This is a genomic window from Streptococcus sp. HMSC077F03, assembly GCF_001812375.1.
Lineage (GTDB): Bacteria > Bacillota > Bacilli > Lactobacillales > Streptococcaceae > Streptococcus > Streptococcus oralis_S.
The window spans coordinates 1-23,371 of record NZ_KV808768.1; the positions used below are offsets into that span (position 1 = coordinate 1).

Consider the following 23,371-nt stretch of genomic DNA (forward strand, 5'->3'; position numbering starts at 1 on the left):
CTAGCCCATTCGACAACTAATATAGGTTTATCATACAGTTCCGAGATAGCAATCAATTTTCCATCTTGAGAGGTCATTTTAAATTCTGGAAGTTGTTGACCTTTTAAACTCAAAGCTGAATTGTTCTCATCGCTTGAAGTCGATTGCGAAACTGAAGACGTTCCTATATCTCCATCCTTAGTGGGTCTAGTGAAATAAATTAAACCCACCGCTAAAGCTATGATGACTCCTACTGCTAAAAATGGAAGCCACCACTTGTCTTTTTTCATAATATCTCCTTTCTATTAAGATGTGAAAGCGAGTTAGGTACTTTCAAATTTTGGACATAAGCCCACTCTAACCCAAATATCATTTTATCATTTTGAAATCTTTATTTCAATAAAATTTATCGTAATTTTTCCTATTAATTGCTAAGGAAATTAAGAAAAAATAAAATTTATAATAAGTTAACTTAAATGTGGAGGTTTCAGCACTAATATTTCTAGAATTTTACCAACATCAGATTAGAATCATCATTATTCTGTATATAATAAATTAGCCATACAACTTTTTATACAGGGCAACTTAAAAGCAGTTCGCATCTGAACTGCTCTTTTTTGCTATTCTGTCTCTTGGTTCTTTTCTTCAACCTTAACTGGAGCGGGTTCATAAGCTCGAATAATCTGAGCGACAACCGGATGGCGAACCACATCCTTAGCTGAAAAATGAACAAAGTCGATTTGGTGAATGTTCTTGAGCTTTTCTTGAGCATCAATCAAACCGGACTTAACATTACGTGGCAGGTCAATCTGACTGATATCCCCATTGACAATCATCTTCGAATTAAAGCCTAAACGAGTCAAGAACATCTTCATCTGCATGATAGTCGTATTTTGCGCCTCATCGAGAATGACAAAGGCATCATCCAAGGTCCGTCCACGCATGTAGGCGAGGGGCGCGATTTCGATAATTTCACGCTCCATGAGACGGGTCGTTTGGTCTTTCCCGAGAATCTGATACAAGGCATCATAAACTGGTCGAAGATAAGGATCGACCTTCTCCTTAAGATCACCCGGAAGAAATCCTAGACTCTCGCCTGCTTCCACTGCCGGACGAGTAAGGATAATCCGCTTGACTTGCCCACGTTTAAGGGCAGTTACTGCCAAAGTCACTGCAAGAAAGGTCTTCCCTGTCCCTGCAGGTCCGATTCCAAAGGTCACATCATGCTGTTTGACACTGTCCACATAAAGCTTTTGACCCAAGGTTTTGACACGGATAGGCTTCCCAGTATTATCCTTGATAATTTCTTCTTCGTAAAGGGCGACAAACTTGTCAATTTCATCGTTTTTGACCATGCTAATCGCAGTCACCACATCTGGCGTGCCAACGGTCATTCCACGATTTACCAAGACCATCAAAGCCTGAATAACCTGACGGGCTTCCTCACAGGCAGCTTCTTCTCCCAAAACCTGCACAATCTCCGTACGGGCATGAATCACCACATCGAGCTCTTCTTCCATCAAACGAAGATGGCGCTCATTGGAACCAAAAAGATGGAACAAGTCATCTGGGTGACTTAGTTGAATGTCTATTGAATGTTCCTTCAAATAAAGAACCTCTCTAATCCGTTTATTTCTTTATATTATAGCAAAGAGAACAATAAAATACTAGCCTCATCTCATTGTCTCTAGTGTTCTAAGTATTCTTGCCAGATAGCGTCAAAGTCACCTAGGTTAAAAGAGAAACTGGCATGCTCCTCCAGAAAGCGACTCACCTCATCAAAATCATCTGTATGTTTTGGAAAAGCTGACTCCTCAAAAGCGAGGTCTGCCAAGATGGCTTTAGGGCTATTACTTTTAGGATTGCGCTCGGTCATGAGCCAAGTGTAAAATGATTTTCTCAATTCTTTCTCCTATCAAGAGTTTTTTAATGACACTTTTCTGATTCTTGAAAATTACTGGACTTAGCCTCTGAAACGTAGTGGTTTATAAAATCTGTTTTAGCATCTGTATAGGCGTCTCGATTGTGTTCAAATTTTTTCCACAAACTTAGTTTTAATTCCTGATACGCTTGGGCAATATCTGGATGCTGGCAGAGATAATCTCTAAAATAAATCTCGTCATGATCTCCCGTCATTCGCAAATGTAAATGAAAAACTTTCTCAGCAAATCCCTGCTCTGTATATCCTTTATTTAGCGAAATCCTGTTAGGACTCTCCGACATCACTAGCCACCCATTCTTCACCAATAAATCCCTAACTCTTGCTAAATCCTCTATTTTACCTACTTCTAACAGAATATCAACGATATTTTTGGCCCAAATATTAGGGATAGCAGTGCTACCGATATGTTCTATTCTTTTAATAACATTTGCACCCAATATTTTTTTCAGGCTTGCTTTTTCCGATTCATACCAGTCTTTCCACTCTGGCTTGTGCTCTACTAAAAAAATCGGAAAAAGTTGCCAGAGTTCCTCTAAACTCATTTCTTCAAGTTTCTTTATCATGTCTATAAGGCCTAAATCAACTCTGTCCCAAACTGATCTTGCTTGATTTTGCCAGCCTTCATCAAGCCACCGAGTGCTTTCTTGAACTGACCTTTAGAAATACCAAAGGTTGCTTTGATATCATCAGGAGATGACTTATCATTTAAAGTCATGAAACCGCCATTGCTTTCCAAGTAAGTCAGAATCATTTGTGCATCATTTTCCAACATCTCAAAAGAACGCGGTTTGAGAGAAAGATTAAGAGTGCGGTCAACCTCTCGGAAACCAATGACACGCGCATCTAACACTTGCCCTAAACGTGGCTCTGCATAGCGCTCACTTGGGTGAATGAAACCAAGCATGTTATTCTCTGGCAGATAGACAAAGGTCCCTGACAGCTTGAGGCGGTAAACAATGGCTGGCCAGTTTTGGTTCTGCATATTGTTGTAGGCAGGACGAGCCAGACGTTGGAAGTCTTCTTGATAAGCCAAGAGTCCCCAGATTCGGTCTTTCTTGTCCACTTCAAGGCGGATGTAGAGTTTGTCACCCTTCTTAGGCCAGAGTTCCTTGAACTCAGGGAGGATATCGAGTGACACAACGATTTCCTTGTCAGGTAGACCAGTATCGACAAAGACACCCAAATCCTTACGAACTTCTGTTACGGTTCCCCAACCAAATTGGTCCTGAGTGGCAGTCACTTCTAAGGTTGTCAGGCGGAGTTTTTGATTCATATCCGTGTAGGCGAAACCTTTGACCGTATCCCCTACTGTATGTTGACCTTCTTCCTTAGCAAGAGCATAGGTCTGACCATCCTTTTGCACAAAGTAAAAACGGTCATTTTCATCGATGATGAGTCCAACGATAAAACTTGCAAGATTTGTATTCATATTTCCTTCTTTCGAATAAAACTCAGCCAGCAATGCCAACTGAGTTTTTCTGTTTATTTTTAGACTTCCAAGATTTCTTTTTCTTTATTGGCTGTCATGTCGTCGATGTGTTTCACAGCGTCGTCTGTTACTTTTTGAATATCTTTTTCAAGAGTCTTCAATTCGTCTTCAGTGATTTCTTTTGCTTTTTCTTGCTTTTTAGCTTCGTCCATAGCATCACGACGGATATTGCGGACAGCCACTTTAGCATTCTCACCGACCTTCTTCACTTCTTTGGCAAGGTCACGACGAGTCTCTTCTGTAAGAGCAGGGATAACCAAGCGGATCACAGAACCGTCATTAGCTGGTGTAATACCAAGATCAGAAGCGTTCAAGGCACGTTCGATGTCTTTCAATGAAGACTTGTCAAATGGTGTTACCAACAAGACACGCGCTTCTGGAATAGTAATTGAAGCGATTTGGTTAAGAGGAGTTTCGACTCCGTAGTATTCTACGTGGATACGGTCTAGCAAGCTTGCGTTGGCACGACCGGCACGGATACCACCAAATTCACGAGCAAGTGATTGGTGAGACTGGGTCATTCTCTCTTTAGCTTTTTCTACAATTGCATTAGCCATAATTTTCTTATTCCTTTTCTTCGATATTGTTTGAAACTGTTGTTCCAATATTTTCACCAAATACGACACGTTTGATGTTGCCTGGTTGGTTCATATTGAAGACAACCAAGTCAATGTCGTTGTCCATAGAGAGGGTTGAAGCAGTTGAGTCCATGATACGAAGACCTTTATTGATAACGTCACGGTGGGTCAATTCTTCAAACTTAACGGCAGTTTTGTCTTTCTTAGGATCGGCATTGTAAACACCGTCTACCCCATTTTTAGCCATCAGAATGGCATCCGCTTCGATTTCAGCTGCACGAAGGGCAGCTGTTGTATCTGTTGAGAAGTAAGGTGAACCAATCCCAGCACCAAAGATAACGATGCGGCCTTTTTCAAGATGACGAAGGGCACGTCCACGTACGTACGGCTCTGCCACTTGTTGCATGGCAATGGCAGTTTGCACACGCGTATCGACACCAACTTGCTGCAATGAATCTGCCATCACAAGAGCATTCATCACGGTCCCAAGCATTCCAGTGTAATCGGCCTGAACGCGGTCCATTCCTGCTTCTGCAGCAGGTTCTCCACGCCAGAGATTTCCTCCACCAATAACAAGGGCAATTTCGATACCTAAGCTATGAACTTCTTGAATCTCTTTTGCGATTGTTTGAACTGTCTGGATATCAATCCCTACGCCACGTTCACCGGCAAGGGCTTCACCTGATAACTTGATTAAAATACGTTTATACTTGGGGTTCGCCATTTTTACTCTCCTTTTTTTATCCTACCTATTTTATCACAATTTCTAAGATTTTTATAGTATCATGAGCAATTCTTTCAAAAAAATTAAACCGTTAAAAATTCCTCTAAGTCGGTAAGAGCACGCTCTGCAATTTTTTCATAACGAGCTTTTTTATCACGGATACGCTCGCCTTCCAATTCCTTGATAATCCCAAAATTGACATTCATTGGTTGGAAATGTTTGCTGTCCGCATGAGTGATGTAATGAGCTAGACTTCCAATCGCTGTGGTCTCTGGGAAGATAGCTTCACTTTCACCCTTAAAGAGACGAGCTGCGTTAATACCTGCAACCAAGCCTGAAGCTGCTGACTCAACATAGCCTTCCACACCCGTCATTTGACCAGCAAAGAAAAGGTTTGGTTGTTTCTTAGAACGATAGGTTTGTTCTAGCAAGTTCGGTGAATCCATATAAGAATTGCGATGCATGACCCCATAGCGAACAAACTCCGCATTTTCAAGACCTGGAATCATTTGGAAGACACGCTTTTGTTCTCCCCATTTGAGGTGGGTCTGGAATCCAACGATATTATAGAGACTACCAGCCGCATTATCCTGACGGAGCTGGACAACCGCATATGGAGTTTTGAAATCTCCATCACGAGGGCCTGTGTAGTCATCTGGATACTCCAGACCAACTGGTTTCATGGGACCATAAAGCATGGTTTTAATGCCACGCTTGGCCATGACTTCGATTGGCATACATCCTTCAAAGTACTTTTCTTTTTCAAAAGAATTCAGCGGTGCTTCTTCCGCATTGACCAATGCCTCATGGAAATCCATAAATTCTTGTTTGGTCATTGGAGCGTTGAGGTAGGCCGCCTCTCCCTTATCATAACGAGATTTGAGATAGACCTTGCTCATATCGATGGTATTGACATCGATAATCGGCGCCGCCGCATCGTAGAAATAGAAACCATCACCGTCATTGAGGGCATGAATCTTTTCAGCTAAGGCATCACTAGTCAAAGGACCAGTAGCGACAACTGTAATAACATCCGTTGGCAATTCTGTAATTTCATCACGAACCACTTCAATCAAGGGGTGATTGGCTACTTTTTCGGTCACCATCTGGGAGAAACCATCGCGGTCCACCGCAAGGGCACCACCAGCAGGGACACGTGTAGCTTCAGCAGATTCCAAAATGACAGAACCCAAGCGACGCATTTCTTCCTTGAGGAGTCCAACGGCGTTTGTCAGAGCATCCCCACGTAAGGAATTGGAACAAACCAATTCAGCAAAATTGTCTGTTTTGTGTTGGGGTGTTGACTTGACACCACGCATTTCATAGAGTTTAACTGGAATACCGCGTTCTGCGATTTGGTAAGCTGCTTCAGAACCTGCCAAACCAGCACCGATAACATTGATATAAGATTGAGACACGACAATAATACCTCTTTGGGTGGAAACTAAGTCCAAATAAAAACAAGCTACTAGACTGTTTGATACCCACAAATCTTTCTAATTTTTCTTATACTAGTATAACAAAAAAAGGGAAGAAGGCAAACTTCCCTGTTTAGTCATTTTCTTGATTTTCTTCCCATTCGTGGTAGGCAGCGTAGAGCTGACTTTTGTTCCACTGATATATCTTTGCGACTTCCTTAATGGCTTGATTTTTCTTCATGCCTTGCTGGATACGAGATTGGATTTCTGAAAACAAGTCCTCCTCGTCCTTTTCCTCCACATCCTGACTGGCACCTTCAACGATGAGAAGGCATTCTCCCTTGAGTGGCGTTTCAGCAATGCTTTCTAATAACTCAGAAATGATACCTCGTTGGTATTCTTCATAGATTTTGGTCAATTCTCTGACCAAGACTACCGAGCGGTCACCGTAGACTTCTAGCATATTTTCTAACGTATCCGCTACACGATGGGGCGATTCATAGAAAATTTGTGTTTCAGGATAGTCTTTTTTCGAGTCGAAAAATTGCTTTTGCTGGCCTGACTTTCTCGGTAAGAAACCATAAAAGATATGTGGTTGCGGTGCCAAACCACTGGCAATCAAGGCAGAAATCCCTGCAGAAGCACCTGGAACGGTAACAACTGCGATTTCTTCCTCAATAGTTGCCTTGACCAAATCATGACCAGGGTCCGAGATACTAGGCAGACCCGCGTCAGAAACCTGAGCAATACTTTGTCCTGCTTTCAAGAAACCAATCAAATCAGGAATTTTTTCCTTGGCATTATGCTCATGAAAACTGATCTGCTTGGTGGAAATATCAAAATGCTTGAGCAAGAGACCAGTATTGCGCGTGTCCTCAGCTGCAATCCAGTCCACCTCTTTCAAGGTTTGAATGGCACGAAAAGTCATATCGTCTAGATTTCCAATCGGCGTTGCTACTAGATAAAGCTTGCCATAGGGAGACTGCCCCTTAAAACTTTTTTGAATCTGCATGCCTACTCCCTGTACAATAACTCGTCACAGAACATACATTCCTCGTCCTGCTCTCGGCGTTGTCCATAAAAATCATTACATACGTGAAAACCGTCCTTATAGATTCGACGGACGCTTTCACGAACATGCTTGGCCTTAACGGGAGTATCAGCTTCCACCTCACCTAAGCGTTCGCGCAACTTACTATTTTCCAAACGAAGAGCTGTATTTTCCTCTACCAAGCTCTTGAGATTTTTCTTGATGGCTTCCACATCGGCCAAGGTCACCAATAACTGTTGGGAAAAATCGTCCAGCGCATCAAATAATTCTTTTTTATCCATAAACCAGCTCTTTCCTTTCTATATCGTTCATTTTTAATACTCAATGAAAATCAAAGAGCAAACTAGGAAACTAGCCGCAGGCTGTACTTGAGTACGGCAAGGCGACGTTGACGTGGTTTGAATTTGATTTTCGAAGAGTATGAGTTTATATTTCTTTCAAGACCAGATATTCCATGGCATTTTGAAAGCTGACATTAGCCTGCCACATTTTTCTAGCTTCTAGCAAATCTTGTAGAATCTGTCGAATCCTTGCTTGCAAGAGATCCTGCCCACAGAGAACTTCGAGGATTCGCAAGACCTGATCCTGTTTTTCCTTGTCATCTGCCAAGTTGGCTAATTTAGCAACTTGCAGATAACTTTCTTTTTTCTTGGCTAATAACCAGGTCAGCAGGCGTTCACTCTCATCCACCAAGGTCCAAAAACTGGCTTGATTGACCAGTTTTTCTGCTTCAGCTCGTGATTGACAAAACTGGGCTAAGAGAGTTGCTTTTTTCTTGACTAGACCTGTTTGTTCTAATTGATGGATGAGCTTTTCTTCTTGCTTTTTAAAGTTGAAAATCTGGGTCCGACTACGGATTGTCGGCAAGATTTTTTCCTCATCGCTGGTCAAGAAAAAAATATAAACCTCACTCTGGGGTTCTTCGATGACCTTGAGCAGAGAGTTGGCTGCATTGGGGTGCATTTTCTCCGCCTGCTCGATAATAAAAACCTGTTGCTGGCTTTCAATCCCTGCTTGAGAAAACTGGCCCACCAATTCCCGAATCCGTTCTGTCTTGATGACCTGATTGACTGGCTTGATTAAAGTAACATCGGGAAATTCTTCCTGTTCAATCAGCTTACAGTTTCGGCATTTCTCACATGGTAGAACGCCTACTTTATCCGTACAAAAGAGGCTCTTAGCCAAAAACTGCGCCATTTCCAAGCTTCCAAAGAAACCTGAAAAGAGATAGGCGTGATTGAGCTGGTCTTGTTCTAGGATACGGACAAAACGGTCAAACTGGTCTGGCTGCCAAGCCTTTAGTTGATCTTGTTTCATTTATCCAAGCCCATTCTGTCAAACAAGACAGCCTTGGTAGCATCCACAACTTGCTCCAAAGGAAGACTCGCATCAATCTTGGCAATACGATTTCCTTCTTTGTCCAGAAGAGAAAGGTAACCTTGACGAACTTTCTTGTGCAAGTCCAAACCTTCCAAGTCCAACCGATTGACCTCGCGATCACTATTGGCAGCAATTCGAGCCAGCCCCTCTTCCACCTCAATGTCAAAATAAAGTGTCAAATCAGGTTTGAGGCCATCTGTCGCAAAGTAATTGAGCCAATCAATGGCATCAATATCCAAGCCACGGCCAAATCCCTGATAAGCAACAGAACTATCGATGAAGCGGTCCATAATGACCAACTTACCAGCTTCAAGAGCAGGCAGAACTTTTTCCACCAAGTGCTGTCTGCGACTTGCGATATAGAGAAGGAGCTCTGTTTTAGGATCCATCTGAGTATGACTTGGCTCCAAAATCACTTGACGAATCTTCTCCCCAATCAAGACTCCACCTGGCTCACGGGTCGTCAGTACCTCTACTCCTTTTTCCTCTAAAATGGGGAGTAGAGCCTCTAAAACACTGGTCTTTCCTGCTCCCTCTGGTCCCTCAAGAGAGACTAAAAATCCTTTTGACATGTCTAACTCATTTCTTTTTTTCTACCTTCTATTCTATCAAAAAAATAGGTTTTTGTGACAATCTTTTTGCGTCTTCTGATTTCAAAAGAGCATAAAAGAGGCTGGGAGTCATCCAACCTCTTATTTACCTAGTTCTTGTGTTCGTTTATAGGCTTGCTGAACTGCGTCCATGACTGTGCCTCTAAAGGCATGTTCTTCCAGACTTGCTACACCAGCAATAGTCGAACCTCCTGGGCTGCAAACTTGGTCTTTCAAAACTCCAGGATGTTGCTGGCTTTCGAGAACCATTTGTCCAGCGCCGACTACTGTTTGGGCTGCCATTTTCAAGGCCCTTTCTCGGGGCAATCCTGATTGAACACCTGCATCTGCCAAAGCCTCGATAAAGAGATAGACAAAAGCTGGTCCACAACCTGCGAGACCTGTCGCCGCATCGATTAAGCCATCCCCAAGTTCAACCAAGAGACCAGCCTTGGCTAAAAGCTGACAAAAGAGTTCCCTGTCCTCAGCACGACAGTTTGCTGACATGGCATAACTAATCACCCCTTGACCGATAGCCACTGGAGTATTGGGCATGATGCGAATGATACGATGTTGACTTGGGATAAGACTAGCTAGTTTTTCCAAGGTCAATCCAGCCGCCATGGAAATCAAAAGAAGACTCTCTCGTTTTTCAAGGATAGACTGGTATTGAGCAAGGATTTCAGAAAACTGAGCAGGCTTAACTCCTAGAAAGATCACATCTGCTTCTGCAAAAATTTCTTCATTACTGGAAGCCTGGCCACCGAAATTGGCGATGAAAGCATCTACTTTTGCTTGACTGCGATTGGCAAGGAGAATCTGTTCACCCGTCTTGGCCTGCAAGACAGCCTTGGCCAAACTAGCTCCCATATTTCCCAAACCGATAAATCCAATTTTCATCTCTTACTCCCTTATCTGTCCGTCACCAGTAACCACATACTTGTAGCTAGTTAATTCCTTCAAGCCCATTGGACCACGCGCGTGCAGTTTCTGAGTCGAAATCCCCATTTCACATCCAAGACCAAATTGACCTCCATCAGTGAAACGCGTTGAAGCATTGACATAAACCGCTGCAGAGTCAACTTGATTTGTAAAGTAAGCCGCAGCTTCGGCATTCTCTGTTACAATGGCGTCCGAATGATGGGTACTGTGGGCTTCAATATGCGCAACCGCTTCTTCTAAACTGCTCACAACCTTAATCGCTAGGATATAGTCTAAAAACTCGGTGTCAAAGTCTTGGGCCTCAGCTGCTCGACCTGAAACAAACTGACTTGCTTGGCTATCCAAGCGGAATTGAATTGGTTCCAGTCCAGCTTCTTTCCGACTTGTAACCAGAACTTGTTCCAAGAGAGGAAGGAAGCTTGCTGCCTTGTCTTCATGAACTAGCAAGACCTCCATGGCATTGCAGACAGAAGGACGACTGGTTTTAGCATTGTTGATGATGGCTAGAGCCTTGTCTTCATCGGCATCCTTATCCACATAGACATGGACAATCCCAGTTCCTGTCTCGATAACGGGCACGATAGCATTTTCAACCACAGCATTGATCAAACCAGCGCCTCCACGAGGTATGAGAAGGTCTAGATAACCCTTGGCCTTCATCATAGCATAGCTACTTTCTCGGCTGGTATCTTCCACCAGTTGAATCACATTTGGATGAATGGTCGTTGTCTCCAAGCCCTTCTTCAAAGCTGTGACAATAGCATGAGCAGTTCGGTAGGCATCCTTACCACTACGAAGAACGACCGCATTGCCACTTTTGAGAGCCAAAGCAGCCGCATCAGATGTCACATTTGGACGACTTTCATAGATAATACCAATAACCCCCATGGCCACACGCTTCTTGGTAATAACCAAGCCATTTTCAAGCTGACTTGTTTCTAGGACCTCACCAATAGGATCTGGTAAAGCAACCACTTCACGAATCCCTCTTGCCATCGCTTCTATACGTCCCTCATCCAAATAAAGACGATCTAGCATAACATCTGAGATTTTCCCCTTGGCCGCTGCCATATCGAGGGCATTTGCCACTAAAATCTCCTCAGTAGCCGCCAATAAATGATCAGCCATAGCTAGCAAGGCTTGGTTTTTCACTGCTTCGCTAGCAGTATTGATTGATTTCTTAACAGCTTGTACCTGTTCAAATTGTTCTTGTGTACTTACCATCGTTCACCTCTAAAATTCTGTAAAGAGCAGCTGGATTTCAGGAGTGATGGAAATCCAGTCATCACGGTGAATCAAGACTCCCTTAGCTTTTTGAGAACGGAGCATATCTTCTAGGGCTGAGACACCAAATTGGACACGTCCCTTTCCAAGAGATTGACCTGTTTCTTTATCAGCCACTGTGACAATATCGTGGTAAGAGAAGTTTCCTTCCACTTCTACCACACCCGATAAAAGGAGACTTTTCCCGTTTTTTGAAAGTGCCTCTGCAGCTCCACCATCTACCCAAATCGTTCCCTGACTTTGAGCATAGAAGGCCAGCCATTGTTTCTGGGTACGAAGTCCCTTCTCTTGCGCAACAAAGAAGGAACCATCCTTTGTATCCTCTACTGCCTCAATCAAGGCAGCTGATTTCAAGGAGGAGCAAATATAGACTGGCACTCCTGACTCCGTCGCAATAGTTGCAGCTTTGATTTTTGTCAGCATACCCCCAGTACCATTAGACGAACCTGCTCCACCAGCCATATCAATAATCTCACGATTGATAGTCTCGATTTTCTCCAAACGTTTGGCTGTTGGATCTGAGTTGGGATTTCCAGTATAGAGACCGTCCACATCTGTCAAGAGAACCAAAAGGTCTGCTTGAACCATAGCCGCTACCTGGGCACTCAGAGTATCATTGTCCCCCACCTTGAGCTCATCAATAACGACACTGTCATTCTCATTGATGATAGGAATGGCACCACGATGAAGCAATACAGACAAGGCCTGATGGGCATTCTTATATCGACGCTTATCTACAAAATCATCCTGTGTCAGCAAAATTTGCGCAGAGACTATTTGACGCATGAGGAGGTTGGTTGTGTATTCTTCTAGTAGCAAACCTTGTCCTACTGCAGCCGAAGCCTGCTTATCTGCAATCTTGGTCGGACGTTTTTTAAAGCCCAAAGCTCCAAACCCTGCCGCTACTGCACCAGATGAAACCAAAATCAACTCATGTCCAGCTTCATGCAACATAGCTAATTGTTGGGTAATTGCCTTTACTTTACTTCTTGATAAACTCCCGTCTTCATTTGTCAAGGACGAAGTCCCCACCTTAAAGACGATTCGTTTGTACTTCATATTCTCACTCCGATTCTTCATATTTATCCATTATAACATGAATGTTTTAAAATAGAAAAGACTTGAAATGAAAAAGGTTGAGACAGCAATCTCAACTCTTTTATCTATTCTCAGTTTTACGCAACCTTTCCAGCGTTTCTTTAAAAATCTCTGGAATATCTGCTGTGAATTCCATGGTTTCACCTGTTCTCGGATGGGTAAAACCTAGAGTTTTAGCATGGAGGAATTGCCCATGTCCTTTCAAGGTTTTGCGTGGACCATAGACCTCGTCCCCAGCGACTGGATGACCGATATAAGCCATATGGACACGGATTTGGTGGGTACGCCCTGTTTCCAGTTGCAACTCTAACAAACTATAGTCTCCAAAGCGTTCCAAGACCTGAAAACGAGTCACAGCTGGCTTCCCTTTAGCAGTTACAGCCTGTTTCTTACGGTCTTTTTCGCTCCGACCAATCGGTGCTTCAATGACACCACGATCATTTGGCAGATTGCCATGAACAATCGCCCAGTATTTGCGTAGAGACTTTTTATCCTTGAGCTCTTGGGCAAGTGCCAAGTGGGCCTCATCATTCTTAGCAATCATGAGGAGACCTGACGTATCCTTGTCAATGCGGTGAACGATTCCTGGGCGGAGAACACCATTGATACCTGACAAGTCTTTTATATGGTACATGAGGGCATTGACCAAGGTTCCACTGGTATGACCAGCGCTGGGATGAACCACCATCCCTTGAGGCTTATTGACAACGGCTACGTCCTCATCTTGGTAGATAATTTCGAGCGGAATATCCTCAGCCACATATTCTAAAACCTCTGGTTCTGGCACATGGTAAGTGACGACATCCCCCTCTTGGACCGTATATTTTGCTTTCTTGACTTGGCCATTAACCAAAACTTGTCCAGCCTTGATTTGTTCATTAGCGAGACTGCGCGACAATTCTGTAAGATCCGACAGGGCCTTGTCTAAACGTTGCCCACCAGTTTCAATTTTTATTTCCATTTACTTCCTCTTTAAGCATTGCAATCAATAAAACAATGACACCAACTGTCAAATAGCTGTCAGCAACATTGAAAATCGCAAAGTTGATAAAGTCTAGGTGAAACATATCCACCACAAAACCTTGACTCATTCTGTCGATAAAGTTGCCCAGACCTCCCGCGATTATCAAAGTCAGTCCAAAAACTAGCCAGAGAGAATCCTCCATGTGTTTATGTAGATACCAAATGGCTCCAGCCATGACGACCAAGGTAATGATAGCAAAAAACCACTGCTGGTCTTGTAACATAGAGAAGGCTGCTCCTCTATTTTGTAGATAAGTCAAGCTAACGAGATTGGGGATCCACGAACGCACTTCACCCAGTGGAATCTGCTGGAGAACATAGGCTTTAACCCACTGATCCAGTGCAATTAAGAGCAGTACAATGACTGCCACTATTCCTCTTTTTTTCATGATTTCCTCTTCTGATCAAAATATTCTTGCATAACCTCAACGAAGAGTGTCCCAGCTTGACTAAGCTCAACTTCTTCCCGTTTGACATAAACCATGCGGTTATCTAAATTATCCTTGAGACGAATAACTGTAATGCCATTAACACTGTCACTATCTAAAAATCCAGACCCAGTCGCATAAGCATCCGTCCGCTCCAAAATACCATTCAAAGTAGCACGGTCGGTCACATTGAACATCTGGGAGCTAGCACTGGTATCGACAAAGTTCTCTGAATAGTATAGGTACTCGTCCTTTTCCTGAGTAAAGCGAACTGTTGGCAGATCCACCAGATCCTCCATGACCAATTCCTCTTTCTGTGCTAAAGGATGTCCTTCACGAAGATAAATGTGAGTCTGGAAAGGAATTAGTTCAATAACTTCTAAACCAAGCTTTTCAACCCGTTGCATGATGCCCTTTTTATTTTGGTTGTTGAGGTAGATAATCCCAATCTCACTATGTCCTTGGGCTACTTCGTCTAAGATTTGAACTGTAGTAGACTCAAAAATACGAAAGTTTTTGTAGTCAGGATAGCGCTCTGAAAAAGCCGTAATGGTTGGTGGCAAGAAGTCATAGTGCTGACTGGCAATGGAAAATTCATCCTTTTCTTCCTCAGGATTGGCATACTGATTTTGAAAAACATCAAATCCTTTGACCAATTCTTGCGCTTTCTCATAAAATTCCATACCGCGACGTGTCAAAAACGTTCCTGAACTCGTCCGACGGAAAATTTTAAAGCCTAACTCTTTTTCCAAATCGCGCACAGAAATAGACAGACTCGGCTGACTAACATACATCTTTTCAGCAGCTTCACGGAAAGTACCACTATTGGCAATAGCAACAACATAGCGTAATTGTTGAATATTCATCTTCTACCCCCAACTTCTCTATCTGTTCATTATACCATATTTTAGAAATTTTCCACTTAGGAAAAATAATGTCGCTCATAAAATTAATCTACACTAGTAACAAAGAGTTATGGGTATCAAAACAAAAAAATAGGCTCTCCGAAAACTCGGAAAGCCTTATTTAATGCTACTTCTAGCTTCCTCGCCTTAAAATACCAAGGCTCGGGATAAAAAGGTTCACTGGACCTTTTTATTTTGCGATTGGGTAAACAGAAACTTGTTTCTTATCGCGACCTTTACGTTCAAAGCGTACTACGCCTTCAACTTTAGCGAACAAAGTATCGTCTCCACCACGTCCAACGTTTACACCTGGATAGATGTGTGTACCACGTTGACGGTAAAGGATTGATCCACCTGTTACAGTTTGTCCGTCAGCTGCTTTAGCTCCAAGACGTTTTGCTTGTGAATCACGTCCGTTTGATGTAGAACCTCCACCTTTTTTGTGGGCGAAAAGTTGCAAGTTGTTAAGAGTCATTTTTAACATAATGTTTTCCTCCGTGTTAGTTTTCTGTGATAACTCTGGTTTGGACGAACTCAGAAGAGTTCTCCGATAAATTTGCCATACCTAAGAAAAATGATTCAAAGAATAACTGGGTCATTTCTCTCTGGTGCGAAGGAAGATCCGCTGGTATTTCAACCTTTAGATAGCCACCTTCATCTTCGTTTAATTCTAAGATTGGTTCATAGCCTGCAAATTTCTCAATGGAATTGATAAAGTTAATGGCAAGCGTAGAAACCGATGCACACACGACATCTAAGCCGTATTCGCCACTTTCGGCGTGTCCAGTAATTTCCGCACTCCTCAGCTCGCCATCTTCGGCTCTCTCAAAGACTGCTTGTATCATGTGTTCTCCTTAAAATTAAGCGTTGATCGCGTTGATGACAACTTTTGTATATGGTTGACGGTGACCTTGTTTACGGTGGCTACCTTTTTTAGGTTTGTACTTGTAAGTAACAACTTTCTTTTGTTTTCCTTGTTTTTCAACAGTTCCAACTACAGTAGCTCCAGCAACAAGTGGAGTTCCGACAACAGTGTTTTCACCACCAACAAGAACAACTTCGTTAAAAGTAACTTCTTGACCAGCTTCAACGTTCAATTTTTCAACGTAAACTGCTTGACCAACTTCAACTTTAACTTGTTTTCCGCCAGTTTTGATAATTGCGTATGTGCTCATTATGCACCTCCTATGATTTTTAGGGTTTCCCCGTATTTTTGTGAAGACTCGCCTAGCATCGTGGGACGAACCACTTAAAAGAAGAGCTCTAAGTATAACAAAGTTTAAATTTTGTATACGATGAGCAAACGATGTTCGTGCGGTTGCACAGGATTGTGCATAGTCAACTCTTCAAGTATAGCATATCTTCTTTTTTCTTACAAGCGAAATCAATCAAATTTAAGCTTTTTCTTTCCCTTTTTTTCTCCAAGAAGCAAAAAACATACTGAAGTAAAAGATACTCATCATAAGAGGAACACCTAGAATTGTCTTCTCCTGATAGTAAATCGTCAAATAAGCTGAAAAAACAACTCCGAAGACAAAACTACTAAGTAAGCTAACAAAAATCAAGCCCTCTCGTAGAAAAGGCGTATGCTTGGTCCGGAAATAATCTCCAAAAGCCAACATGGTTCGTTTAATATTGCCCGTCATAAAAGCATTATTATAGGCAATACCTGACACTTCTCCAAAGGCTGTTGTCACCAGTCCCATACAAAAGGCCAAGGGCGGTACGAGATAGATATTGTCAACCGTTTGCGGCACAAAGCCTATAATTAGGGATAAGACTGCAAGTGGAATCAAGGACAAAATCGGCTTTTTAACAATTCGTAGTTTTTCCTTATACAATGTCAGAAAAAAGACACCCATCATAAAGGAAAACAAGGTCATTACTTTGGCACTGGCATCCGATACATTTTGTTGAATAAGTCCTACAGAAAGAAAAACCACATTCCCAGTCTGTCCAGCGACAAGGGTGTTCCCTCGCACGATAAAGGTATAAGCATCGACATATCCTGCACAAAAAGTCAAAAAAAGCGCTAGTCGCTTAGACTGACGTGATATTTTTCTTATTGGTAATAATCTCATTTTCTCTCCCAATTCAGTTTCATTTACTCATTTCAATATTGTACCACTTTCTCCTAAAAATGCGTAGCCCATTTGAAAATTTTTACCATCTGTTGGATAGTCCTTCTTTTCTATGTTATAATGAAGGAAGGATTTGAAGTCGGAAAAGGAGTATTTATGCTTAAATTAGGTGTCATCGGAACAGGGGCTATCAGTCATCATTTCATAGAAGCAGCCCATGCTAACGGAGAATACCAGCTGGTCGCTGTCTATTCTAGAAAGATAGAAACAGCAGCAACCTTTGCTTCTCGCTATCAAGATATCCAACTCTTTGATCAAGTAGAAGACTTCTTCAAGAGCTCCTTTGATGTAGTCTATATCGCTAGTCCAAACTCCTTGCATTTTGTTCAAGCCAAAGCAGCCTTGTCTTTTGGGAAACACGTCATTCTTGAAAAGCCAGCTGTCACTCAGCCACATGAATGGCTAGATTTGAGACAAACAGCTGAGAAAAATCACTGTTTTATCTTTGAAGCAGCTCGTAATTACCACGAAGAAGCTTTTACCACTATCAAAAACTTTTTAGCAGACAAGCAAGTGCTGGGAGCAGATTTCAACTATGCCAAGTATTCTTCCAAGATGCCTGACTTGTTGGCTGGACAGACTCCCAATGTCTTTTCAGACCGTTTTGCTGGTGGAGCTCTTATGGACTTGGGGATTTATCCCCTCTACGCTGCTATTCGTCTCTTTGGAAAGGCTCAGGACGCGACCTATCAGGCTCAACAGCTTGACAATAGCATTGACCTAAATGGCGATGGTATCCTCTTCTACCCTGACTTTCAAGTTCATATCAAGGCAGGAAAAAACATTACTTCCAATCTTCCTTGTGAGATTTACACAGCAGATGGAACCTTGACCCTTAACACGATTGAACATGTCCGCTCAGCTATTTTTAGCGACCACCAAGGAAATCCAATCCAGCTCCCTATCCAACAAGCTCCCCATACGATGACTGAGGAAGTTGCTGTATTTGCACAGATGATCCAGCAACCAGACCAGACTTTCTACCAGAACTGGCTGGATGATGCAAGCTCTGTTCATGATTTACTCTATACCATGCGCCAGACTGCTGGCATTAGATTTGAGGCAGAAAAATGAAAACCAAACTACCGACTGAATGGCAGGAATTGAGTGACCAACTCGGTTTCCAAGAATTTACCCCCATTCAAACTCAACTATTTGAGCCTATACTAGCTGGAGAAAACTTACTGGGAGTAAGCCCGACAGGAACTGGTAAGACCCTAGCTTACCTCCTGCCAAGTCTTCTCAGACTACAAAAGAAAAAAGCCCAGCAACTCTTGATCCTAGCACCAAATACAGAACTAGCTGGACAGATTTTTGATGTATGTAAAACGTGGTCAGAGGCTATCGGCTTAACTGCTCAGCTCTTCTTATCAGGTTCGAGTCAGAAACGCCAGATTGAACGTCTTAAAAAAGGACCAGAAATTCTGATTGGAACACCTGGCCGTATCTTTGAGTTGATTAAATTGAAAAAAATCAAGATGATGAATGTAGAAACCATCATTCTGGATGAATTTGACCAATTGTTCGATGATTCTCAAATTCACTTTGTCGAGAAAATCACCCACTACGCACCTCGTGACCACCAACTCATCTACATGAGTGCGACGACCAAGTTTGACCAAGAAAAGATTGCACCAAACACGCGCACTATTGATCTCTCTGATCAAAAACTGGACAACATCCAACACTTCTACATGCAGGTAGACCAACGTCACCGAGTGGACATGCTACGAAAACTAGCACATGTAGAGGATTTCCGTGGTCTGGTCTTCTTTAACAGCTTGTCAGACCTTGGAAGTGCAGAAGAAAAATTACAGTATCGCGATATCTTGGCTGTTTCCCTCGCTAGCGATGTCAATGTTAAATTTCGAAAAGTCATCTTAGAAAAGTTTAAAGGCAAGCAGCTAACCCTACTCCTTGCAACTGATCTTTTGGCTCGTGGGATTGATATTGATAGCTTGGAATGTGTTGTCAACTTCGACGTCCCTAGAGATATGGAAACCTATACCCACCGTGCTGGTCGTACAGGTCGCATGGGCAAGGAGGGCTATGTTATCACTCTGGTAACCCATCCTGAAGAACTGAAAAAACTCAAGAAATTCGCAAGTGTTCGTGAAATTGTCCTAAAAAATCAAGAACTCTATATCAAATAAGGGTGGCTTCCGCCAACCTTTTTCTTATCCCCAAGTAATTTCTAATTGATAGCTGGCAAAGGGGTGTCCCTCTTGGTTTTGCAGTTGATAGGCTAATTCAATCTTTTGCCCATCCAATTCATAGTGATTCGTTTGAATGATAAACTCCTGCATCCCCATTGGAGTCGGAATATAGGCTAAACTATCACTATCCTTTAGAAAACGCATGATGGTTTTGGGACTCGAGAAACGGGTCATCACCAGTTCTTGACTATGAAACTTGAGAACCACTTTTTCTTTTTCCTCATTGTAGAAAAGCAGATAGTGATAATCTCCCTTTTCACGCACTTCCACGTCATAGAGTTGGTCAATGACTTCCAATTGTTCATCAAACTGAATCGTATTTCGCATCCGAATCTTCACATCAAATCCTCTTTCTTGTCTCTTGTCCTACTATTTTACCAAAAAGAGCAGGATTTTGCTATAATGGTCATATGAACGAAAAAGTATTCCGTGACCCAGTTCACAACTATATCCACGTCAATAATCAGGTCATATACGACTTGATCAATACAAAAGAATTTCAACGTCTTCGCCGTATCAAACAGCTAGGGACTTCCAGTTATACCTTCCATGGTGGTGAGCACAGTCGCTTTTCCCACTGTTTGGGAGTCTATGAGATTGCTCGACGTATCACGGAGATTTTTGAAGAAAAATACCCTGAAGAATGGGATCCTGCTGAGTCTCTCTTGACCATGACCGCTGCTCTCCTACACGACCTTGGGCATGGTGCCTACTCGCATACTTTTGAAAATCTTTTTGATACAAATCATGAAGCCATTACTCAGGAAATCATCCAAAGTCCTGAGACAGAGATTCACCAAGTCCTGCTACAAGTAGCGCCAGATTGCCCAGAAAAGGTAGCCAGTGTTATCGACCATACCTATCCTAACAAGCAGGTCGTGCAGCTCATTTCTAGTCAGATTGATGCGGATCGCATGGACTATCTATTGCGCGACTCTTATTTTACAGGAGCATCTTATGGGGAATTTGACCTGACTCGCATCCTCCGAGTCATTCGTCCTGTCGAAAATGGGATCGCCTTTCAGCGCAACGGCATGCATGCCATCGAAGACTACGTTCTCAGTCGCTACCAGATGTATATGCAGGTTTATTTCCACCCAGCAACACGCGCCATGGAGGTTCTTCTACAGAATCTCCTCAAACGCGCTAAGGAACTCTATCCTGAAGACAAGGACTTCTTTGCACGCACTTCTCCTCATTTGCTACCTTTTTTTGAAAAGAAAGTTACTCTATCTGATTATCTGGCACTTGATGACGGCGTGATGAATACCTACTTCCAACTCTGGATGACCAGTCCTGACAAGATACTAGCCGACTTGTCGCAACGTTTTGTCAACCGCAAGGTCTTTAAATCCATTACTTTTTCAGAAAAAGACCAAGACCAACTCGCAACCATGAGACAACTGGTTGAAGAAATCGGTTTTGATCCAGACTACTATACTGCCATTCATAAGAACTTTGACCTCCCTTATGATATCTATCGTCCCGAATCTGAAAATCCACGGACACAGATTGAGATTATACAAAAAAATGGAGAACTGGCTGAACTCTCTAGCCTGTCTCCTATCGTCCAATCCCTTGCTGGCAGTCGCCATGGAGACAATCGTTTCTATTTCCCGAAAGAAATGTTGGACCAAAATAGCATCTTCGCAAGTATCACCCAGCAATTTTTACACTTGATTGAGAACGATCATTTTACCCCAAATAAGAACGAATAGAGGAAATTTATGAGTATTAAACTAATCGCCGTCGATATCGATGGTACCCTGGTTAACAGTAAAAAAGAAATCACTCCGGAAGTCTTTTCTGCCATCCAAGATGCCAAAGAAGCTGGCGTCAAAGTCGTGATTGCAACGGGTCGTCCTATCGCAGGTGTTGCCAAACTTCTGGACGACTTGCAGTTAAGAGACCAAGGTGACTATGTCGTGACCTTCAACGGTGCCCTTGTCCAAGAAACTGCTACTGGCCATGAGATTATCAGCGAATCCTTGACCTATGAGGATTATCTGGATATGGAATTTCTCAGTCGCAAGCTCGGTGTCCACATGCACGCTATTACCAAGGACGGTATCTATACTGCCAATCGCAATATCGGAAAGTACACGGTGCACGAATCAACCCTCGTCAGCATGCCCATCTTCTACCGCACTCCTGAAGAAATGGCTGACAAGGAAATCGTCAAGTGTATGTTTATCGATGAACCAGAAATTCTCGACGCTACGATTGAAAAAATTCCAGCAGAATTTTACGAGCGCTACTCCATCAACAAATCTGCTCCTTTCTACCTCGAACTCCTTAAAAAGAATGTAGACAAGGGTTCAGCTATTACCCATCTAGCTGAAAAACTCGGATTGACCAAAGATGAAACCATGGCGATCGGTGACGAAGAGAATGACCGCACCATGCTGGAAGTCGTTGGAAATCCCGTTGTTATGGAAAATGGAAATCCAGAACTCAAAAAAATCGCCAAATACATCACCAAAACAAATGATGAATCTGGCGTTGCCCATGCTATCCGTACGTGGGTACTTTAAAATGCTTAACTATTAAAAATAAACGACACCCCAAAAGGTAGAGATGACACTCTAACTTCCGGGGTGTTCTTTTTGAATTTTCGCCAAATCATCTATTCAAATCATCTAAGTAATCCTAGTCTATCTAGTTCTTTTAGGGCAGATTCTCTTGATGGGTATGGATTTTTATTGATGAAAATTTTTACTGTTTCGACGTGATGATAAAGATCCATGCTAATCTCTTTTAAATTATCAATAAAGACATCAAGTAGTTCCGGTTCAATGTTTTCCAAGGGAGAAGGAAGCTCCTTCTTATTTTCAAACTCAAAAGCTTCTTTAGCAGTCACACCTATTGCATAACTAATGTTGTCCCACAAGAGACCATTCGCTTCATTTTCATCTAACTGCATGTAGATAAATATTCCACTGAAGTCTGTCCCATCATCTAAAAGGCGATAAAGTTCCTCTCCCCTTTTGTCTCTATTCTCCAAAAAACTCCAACATGCATCCAAGGCAGTTCGAATTTGAGAACTGTATCGTGTTTCCATACGGTTTACAATTGCTTCAGCAAAAATCAACATAAAATAACTCGTAAGCATATCCTCTCCTTATCTATACTTGAACGAATAGCCTATTCATTCTCATCTGATAAAAATAGTGAACCAAAGTAGTTTTTAACGAGATCATCCTTTAAATATCCTTCTATTTCTGGTCCAGATATTTGTGAAATAAGTTCCCTATTTTCAGCTAGGATTTGTTTGTAACTTAAGGAAAGAACCTCAAGTATGTCCTCGTCAACACTTTCAATCGTTTGTGGTAGGTAGATTTCTTCCGAAGCAATATATGAATAGTGACAAACTAGGACAAAGAAATTAGCGATACAGTTCCAAACTAGTGGATTGGTTTTCTTATCCAGCTCCTGAAATGTCAAGATATCCAGCTCGTCCATATTTTCCAATCGATTGTATAAATCATCTGGACAAAACCCACTCTGTTTATCAAGCTCCTGTTTTGAAAGTTTTAAGGAATCAAGGACAAATTCCTTATATTCTTTCTCACTGATAAAATCTACAAGACCGTATATCAACTCCTGTAGGAAGAGCAACAAATTTTTATTATCTTTCATTGATTTTCCTTTTATTACTAAAAACTAACTTGGGAATGTATGATTCACTGGAAAAAGTGACAATCACTCTTCCCCCTCAAACATCAGAGCATCTAGTTCTTCTCTCTCAGCCGCAATCTCTTCGAAGGTAGAAATAATATTATTTAAAAATTCTAAGGTAATAATTCCTGTAGAATCTCTCATCGTAACCATAGTCCCAATGGCACTCAACTCATGGATGAGGGCTCTAACCTTTTTCAATTCGTCCAAATCTAACATGTCTACTTCTATTACCGTGTTATGAACATTTATTTTGGATTGGATTAAAGAGAAAGGCAAGGATGAATAATTTCTTAACAACTTATAGGTTCCTGACTTGTCACCTATAGAATCTATACAAATAGCTAGCATCGTTTCCGCTCCTCTATTCTCTGGTTGCTACTAAATGACATTATATCATACTGGGGAGCTACTCCATAAGAAATTAAAAAGAGCGTTTTCGTTCCAATTGCTAATCCTGGATCCAATTTAGTCTGTTGTACAGTTACTTAAATCTTGAGAGTAC

General features: G+C 42.2%; 29 protein-coding genes, 2 pseudogenes and 1 other annotated feature. Of the genes and pseudogenes, 5 read left to right on the top strand and 26 right to left on the bottom strand.

What is annotated here, in order from left to right; translation table 11 throughout:
- The 18 genes and pseudogenes from HMPREF2853_RS03360 to HMPREF2853_RS03445 all read right to left on the bottom strand — a co-directional run.
- Positions 1 to 269 (bottom strand): annotated as a pseudogene (locus HMPREF2853_RS03360) (TlpA family protein disulfide reductase); the annotation flags it as partial.
- A 330-nt stretch (positions 270 to 599) separates the two neighbouring features.
- Positions 600 to 1,586, bottom strand: coding sequence for a PhoH family protein (locus tag HMPREF2853_RS03365; RefSeq protein ID WP_049550008.1), 987 nt, complete (start codon positions 1,584 to 1,586; stop codon positions 600 to 602).
- A gap of 80 nt (positions 1,587 to 1,666) precedes the next feature.
- On the bottom strand, positions 1,667 to 1,882 hold the full coding sequence (locus tag HMPREF2853_RS03370; RefSeq protein WP_001232084.1) for a YozE family protein: 216 nt from the start codon (positions 1,880 to 1,882) through the stop codon (positions 1,667 to 1,669).
- Between the two features lie 23 nt (positions 1,883 to 1,905).
- Entirely contained in the window at positions 1,906 to 2,484 is a 579-nt protein-coding gene (locus HMPREF2853_RS03375) for a GrpB family protein (RefSeq protein WP_065371720.1), read from the bottom strand.
- An 11-nt stretch (positions 2,485 to 2,495) separates the two neighbouring features.
- On the bottom strand, positions 2,496 to 3,350 hold the full coding sequence (gene cvfB / locus HMPREF2853_RS03380; protein WP_001095466.1) for an RNA-binding virulence regulatory protein CvfB: 855 nt from the start codon (positions 3,348 to 3,350) through the stop codon (positions 2,496 to 2,498).
- Between the two features lie 59 nt (positions 3,351 to 3,409).
- On the bottom strand, positions 3,410 to 3,967 hold the full coding sequence (gene frr / locus HMPREF2853_RS03385) for a ribosome recycling factor (protein WP_001262235.1): 558 nt from the start codon (positions 3,965 to 3,967) through the stop codon (positions 3,410 to 3,412).
- Positions 3,968 to 3,974: 7 nt separating this feature from the next.
- Complete coding sequence (gene pyrH, locus HMPREF2853_RS03390; RefSeq protein WP_000002996.1) at positions 3,975 to 4,712, bottom strand: UMP kinase; 738 nt, start codon at positions 4,710 to 4,712, stop codon at positions 3,975 to 3,977.
- A gap of 83 nt (positions 4,713 to 4,795) precedes the next feature.
- On the bottom strand, positions 4,796 to 6,130 hold the full coding sequence (gene trmFO, locus HMPREF2853_RS03395) for a methylenetetrahydrofolate--tRNA-(uracil(54)-C(5))-methyltransferase (FADH(2)-oxidizing) TrmFO (protein ID WP_049550010.1): 1,335 nt from the start codon (positions 6,128 to 6,130) through the stop codon (positions 4,796 to 4,798).
- 133 nt (positions 6,131 to 6,263) lie between these two features.
- Positions 6,264 to 7,142, bottom strand: a complete 879-nt coding sequence (gene rsmI / locus HMPREF2853_RS03400) for a 16S rRNA (cytidine(1402)-2'-O)-methyltransferase (protein ID WP_070534848.1) — start codon at positions 7,140 to 7,142, stop codon at positions 6,264 to 6,266.
- 2 nt (positions 7,143 to 7,144) lie between these two features.
- The gene (gene yabA, locus HMPREF2853_RS03405) at positions 7,145 to 7,462 is read right to left on the bottom strand and encodes a DNA replication initiation control protein YabA (protein ID WP_000358229.1); all 318 of its coding nucleotides are present in this window, start codon (positions 7,460 to 7,462) and stop codon (positions 7,145 to 7,147) included.
- Between the two features lie 145 nt (positions 7,463 to 7,607).
- A complete protein-coding gene (locus tag HMPREF2853_RS03410; RefSeq protein WP_070534850.1) occupies positions 7,608 to 8,498 on the bottom strand; it encodes a DNA polymerase III subunit delta' in 891 nt (296 codons plus the stop codon).
- Positions 8,495 to 9,133 (bottom strand): dTMP kinase, encoded by a 639-nt coding sequence (tmk, locus tag HMPREF2853_RS03415; protein ID WP_070534851.1) that lies wholly within the window; start codon positions 9,131 to 9,133, stop codon positions 8,495 to 8,497. The genes HMPREF2853_RS03410 and tmk overlap by 4 nt, the downstream gene beginning before the upstream one ends.
- 120 nt (positions 9,134 to 9,253) lie before the next feature.
- A complete protein-coding gene (gene proC, locus HMPREF2853_RS03420; RefSeq protein WP_070534852.1) occupies positions 9,254 to 10,051 on the bottom strand; it encodes a pyrroline-5-carboxylate reductase in 798 nt (265 codons plus the stop codon).
- 3 nt (positions 10,052 to 10,054) lie between these two features.
- A complete protein-coding gene (locus HMPREF2853_RS03425; protein WP_049550012.1) occupies positions 10,055 to 11,317 on the bottom strand; it encodes a glutamate-5-semialdehyde dehydrogenase in 1,263 nt (420 codons plus the stop codon).
- Between the two features lie 9 nt (positions 11,318 to 11,326).
- Positions 11,327 to 12,436: a glutamate 5-kinase gene (proB, locus tag HMPREF2853_RS03430; RefSeq protein WP_070534857.1), complete on the bottom strand. Its 1,110-nt coding sequence runs from the start codon at positions 12,434 to 12,436 to the stop codon at positions 11,327 to 11,329.
- A gap of 100 nt (positions 12,437 to 12,536) precedes the next feature.
- On the bottom strand, positions 12,537 to 13,436 hold the full coding sequence (locus HMPREF2853_RS03435) for an RluA family pseudouridine synthase (protein WP_000403231.1): 900 nt from the start codon (positions 13,434 to 13,436) through the stop codon (positions 12,537 to 12,539).
- Entirely contained in the window at positions 13,420 to 13,887 is a 468-nt protein-coding gene (gene lspA / locus HMPREF2853_RS03440) for a signal peptidase II (RefSeq protein WP_000745678.1), read from the bottom strand. The genes HMPREF2853_RS03435 and lspA overlap by 17 nt, the downstream gene beginning before the upstream one ends.
- Positions 13,884 to 14,792 carry a LysR family transcriptional regulator gene (locus HMPREF2853_RS03445; RefSeq protein WP_070534858.1) on the bottom strand — a complete coding sequence of 303 codons (909 nt, stop codon included), beginning with the start codon at positions 14,790 to 14,792 and terminating at the stop codon, positions 13,884 to 13,886. Before HMPREF2853_RS03445 ends, lspA begins: the two co-directional genes overlap by 4 nt.
- Between HMPREF2853_RS03445 and HMPREF2853_RS10065 the strand changes: the two are divergent.
- A pseudogene (locus HMPREF2853_RS10065) lies at positions 14,785 to 14,856 on the top strand (AraC family transcriptional regulator); the annotation flags it as partial. The gene HMPREF2853_RS03445 and the pseudogene HMPREF2853_RS10065 overlap by 8 nt on opposite strands.
- Positions 14,857 to 15,021: 165 nt before the next feature.
- Here HMPREF2853_RS10065 and rpmA read toward each other — a convergent pair.
- The 4 genes from rpmA to HMPREF2853_RS03470 all read right to left on the bottom strand — a co-directional run bounded on the left by rpmA (position 15,022) and on the right by HMPREF2853_RS03470 (position 16,912).
- Positions 15,022 to 15,315, bottom strand: a complete 294-nt coding sequence (rpmA, locus tag HMPREF2853_RS03455) for a 50S ribosomal protein L27 (RefSeq protein ID WP_000916509.1) — start codon at positions 15,313 to 15,315, stop codon at positions 15,022 to 15,024.
- Positions 15,316 to 15,331: 16 nt separating this feature from the next.
- Positions 15,332 to 15,676: a ribosomal-processing cysteine protease Prp gene (locus HMPREF2853_RS03460; protein WP_000613697.1), complete on the bottom strand. Its 345-nt coding sequence runs from the start codon at positions 15,674 to 15,676 to the stop codon at positions 15,332 to 15,334.
- A gap of 15 nt (positions 15,677 to 15,691) precedes the next feature.
- A complete protein-coding gene (gene rplU / locus HMPREF2853_RS03465) occupies positions 15,692 to 16,006 on the bottom strand; it encodes a 50S ribosomal protein L21 (protein WP_000109141.1) in 315 nt (104 codons plus the stop codon).
- Between the two features lie 34 nt (positions 16,007 to 16,040).
- Positions 16,041 to 16,161, bottom strand: a sequence feature (ribosomal protein L21 leader region).
- A 64-nt stretch (positions 16,162 to 16,225) separates the two neighbouring features.
- Entirely contained in the window at positions 16,226 to 16,912 is a 687-nt protein-coding gene (locus HMPREF2853_RS03470) for a YoaK family protein (protein WP_070534860.1), read from the bottom strand.
- A 156-nt stretch (positions 16,913 to 17,068) separates the two neighbouring features.
- Here HMPREF2853_RS03470 and HMPREF2853_RS03475 point away from each other — a divergent pair, with 156 nt between their 5' ends.
- The gene (locus HMPREF2853_RS03475; RefSeq protein ID WP_070534862.1) at positions 17,069 to 18,046 is read left to right on the top strand and encodes a Gfo/Idh/MocA family protein; all 978 of its coding nucleotides are present in this window, start codon (positions 17,069 to 17,071) and stop codon (positions 18,044 to 18,046) included.
- Positions 18,043 to 19,125: a DEAD/DEAH box helicase gene (locus HMPREF2853_RS03480; RefSeq protein ID WP_000850570.1), complete on the top strand. Its 1,083-nt coding sequence runs from the start codon at positions 18,043 to 18,045 to the stop codon at positions 19,123 to 19,125. Before HMPREF2853_RS03475 ends, HMPREF2853_RS03480 begins: the two co-directional genes overlap by 4 nt.
- A gap of 24 nt (positions 19,126 to 19,149) precedes the next feature.
- Here HMPREF2853_RS03480 and HMPREF2853_RS03485 read toward each other — a convergent pair whose 3' ends face one another.
- The gene (locus tag HMPREF2853_RS03485) at positions 19,150 to 19,527 is read right to left on the bottom strand and encodes a YwiB family protein (protein WP_002881798.1); all 378 of its coding nucleotides are present in this window, start codon (positions 19,525 to 19,527) and stop codon (positions 19,150 to 19,152) included.
- Positions 19,528 to 19,598: 71 nt separating this feature from the next.
- Between HMPREF2853_RS03485 and HMPREF2853_RS03490 the strand changes: the two genes are divergently transcribed.
- The gene (locus HMPREF2853_RS03490; protein WP_001003530.1) at positions 19,599 to 20,906 is read left to right on the top strand and encodes an HD domain-containing protein; all 1,308 of its coding nucleotides are present in this window, start codon (positions 19,599 to 19,601) and stop codon (positions 20,904 to 20,906) included.
- 9 nt (positions 20,907 to 20,915) lie between these two features.
- Entirely contained in the window at positions 20,916 to 21,722 is an 807-nt protein-coding gene (gene yidA, locus HMPREF2853_RS03495; RefSeq protein ID WP_000023486.1) for a sugar-phosphatase, read from the top strand.
- A gap of 101 nt (positions 21,723 to 21,823) precedes the next feature.
- On the opposite strand, the gene HMPREF2853_RS03500 is transcribed toward yidA, so the two are convergent.
- From HMPREF2853_RS03500 to HMPREF2853_RS03510, 3 genes are all read right to left on the bottom strand, one after another.
- Positions 21,824 to 22,300 carry an Imm6 family immunity protein gene (locus tag HMPREF2853_RS03500; RefSeq protein WP_000958201.1) on the bottom strand — a complete coding sequence of 159 codons (477 nt, stop codon included), beginning with the start codon at positions 22,298 to 22,300 and terminating at the stop codon, positions 21,824 to 21,826.
- A 32-nt stretch (positions 22,301 to 22,332) separates the two neighbouring features.
- Complete coding sequence (locus HMPREF2853_RS03505; protein WP_070534863.1) at positions 22,333 to 22,827, bottom strand: Imm6 family immunity protein; 495 nt, start codon at positions 22,825 to 22,827, stop codon at positions 22,333 to 22,335.
- 63 nt (positions 22,828 to 22,890) lie between these two features.
- Positions 22,891 to 23,217: a hypothetical protein gene (locus HMPREF2853_RS03510; RefSeq protein WP_070534865.1), complete on the bottom strand. Its 327-nt coding sequence runs from the start codon at positions 23,215 to 23,217 to the stop codon at positions 22,891 to 22,893.
- Positions 23,218 to 23,371 lie beyond the last annotated feature (154 nt).

Bases quoted from the DNA above. Each gene is read 5' to 3' on its own strand.
- HMPREF2853_RS03375 (WP_065371720.1), bottom strand. From the start codon at position 2,484: ATGATAAAGAAACTTGAAGAAATGAGTTTAGAGGAACTCTGGCAACTT.
- cvfB (WP_001095466.1), bottom strand. From the start codon at position 3,350: ATGAATACAAATCTTGCAAGTTTTATCGTTGGACTCATCATCGATGAA.
- frr (WP_001262235.1), bottom strand. From the start codon at position 3,967: ATGGCTAATGCAATTGTAGAAAAAGCTAAAGAGAGAATGACCCAGTCT.
- pyrH (WP_000002996.1), bottom strand. From the start codon at position 4,712: ATGGCGAACCCCAAGTATAAACGTATTTTAATCAAGTTATCAGGTGAA.
- rsmI (WP_070534848.1), bottom strand. From the start codon at position 7,142: ATGCAGATTCAAAAAAGTTTTAAGGGGCAGTCTCCCTATGGCAAGCTT.
- yabA (WP_000358229.1), bottom strand. From the start codon at position 7,462: ATGGATAAAAAAGAATTATTTGATGCGCTGGACGATTTTTCCCAACAG.
- HMPREF2853_RS03410 (WP_070534850.1), bottom strand. From the start codon at position 8,498: ATGAAACAAGATCAACTAAAGGCTTGGCAGCCAGACCAGTTTGACCGT.
- tmk (WP_070534851.1), bottom strand. From the start codon at position 9,133: ATGTCAAAAGGATTTTTAGTCTCTCTTGAGGGACCAGAGGGAGCAGGA.
- proC (WP_070534852.1), bottom strand. From the start codon at position 10,051: ATGAAAATTGGATTTATCGGTTTGGGAAATATGGGAGCTAGTTTGGCC.
- HMPREF2853_RS03425 (WP_049550012.1), bottom strand. From the start codon at position 11,317: ATGGTAAGTACACAAGAACAATTTGAACAGGTACAAGCTGTTAAGAAA.
- proB (WP_070534857.1), bottom strand. From the start codon at position 12,436: ATGAAGTACAAACGAATCGTCTTTAAGGTGGGGACTTCGTCCTTGACA.
- HMPREF2853_RS03435 (WP_000403231.1), bottom strand. From the start codon at position 13,436: ATGGAAATAAAAATTGAAACTGGTGGGCAACGTTTAGACAAGGCCCTG.
- lspA (WP_000745678.1), bottom strand. From the start codon at position 13,887: ATGAAAAAAAGAGGAATAGTGGCAGTCATTGTACTGCTCTTAATTGCA.
- HMPREF2853_RS03445 (WP_070534858.1), bottom strand. From the start codon at position 14,792: ATGAATATTCAACAATTACGCTATGTTGTTGCTATTGCCAATAGTGGT.
- rpmA (WP_000916509.1), bottom strand. From the start codon at position 15,315: ATGTTAAAAATGACTCTTAACAACTTGCAACTTTTCGCCCACAAAAAA.
- HMPREF2853_RS03460 (WP_000613697.1), bottom strand. From the start codon at position 15,676: ATGATACAAGCAGTCTTTGAGAGAGCCGAAGATGGCGAGCTGAGGAGT.
- rplU (WP_000109141.1), bottom strand. From the start codon at position 16,006: ATGAGCACATACGCAATTATCAAAACTGGCGGAAAACAAGTTAAAGTT.
- HMPREF2853_RS03470 (WP_070534860.1), bottom strand. From the start codon at position 16,912: ATGAGATTATTACCAATAAGAAAAATATCACGTCAGTCTAAGCGACTA.
- HMPREF2853_RS03475 (WP_070534862.1), top strand. From the start codon at position 17,069: ATGCTTAAATTAGGTGTCATCGGAACAGGGGCTATCAGTCATCATTTC.
- HMPREF2853_RS03480 (WP_000850570.1), top strand. From the start codon at position 18,043: ATGAAAACCAAACTACCGACTGAATGGCAGGAATTGAGTGACCAACTC.
- HMPREF2853_RS03490 (WP_001003530.1), top strand. From the start codon at position 19,599: ATGAACGAAAAAGTATTCCGTGACCCAGTTCACAACTATATCCACGTC.
- yidA (WP_000023486.1), top strand. From the start codon at position 20,916: ATGAGTATTAAACTAATCGCCGTCGATATCGATGGTACCCTGGTTAAC.
- HMPREF2853_RS03500 (WP_000958201.1), bottom strand. From the start codon at position 22,300: ATGCTTACGAGTTATTTTATGTTGATTTTTGCTGAAGCAATTGTAAAC.
- HMPREF2853_RS03505 (WP_070534863.1), bottom strand. From the start codon at position 22,827: ATGAAAGATAATAAAAATTTGTTGCTCTTCCTACAGGAGTTGATATAC.
- HMPREF2853_RS03510 (WP_070534865.1), bottom strand. From the start codon at position 23,217: ATGCTAGCTATTTGTATAGATTCTATAGGTGACAAGTCAGGAACCTAT.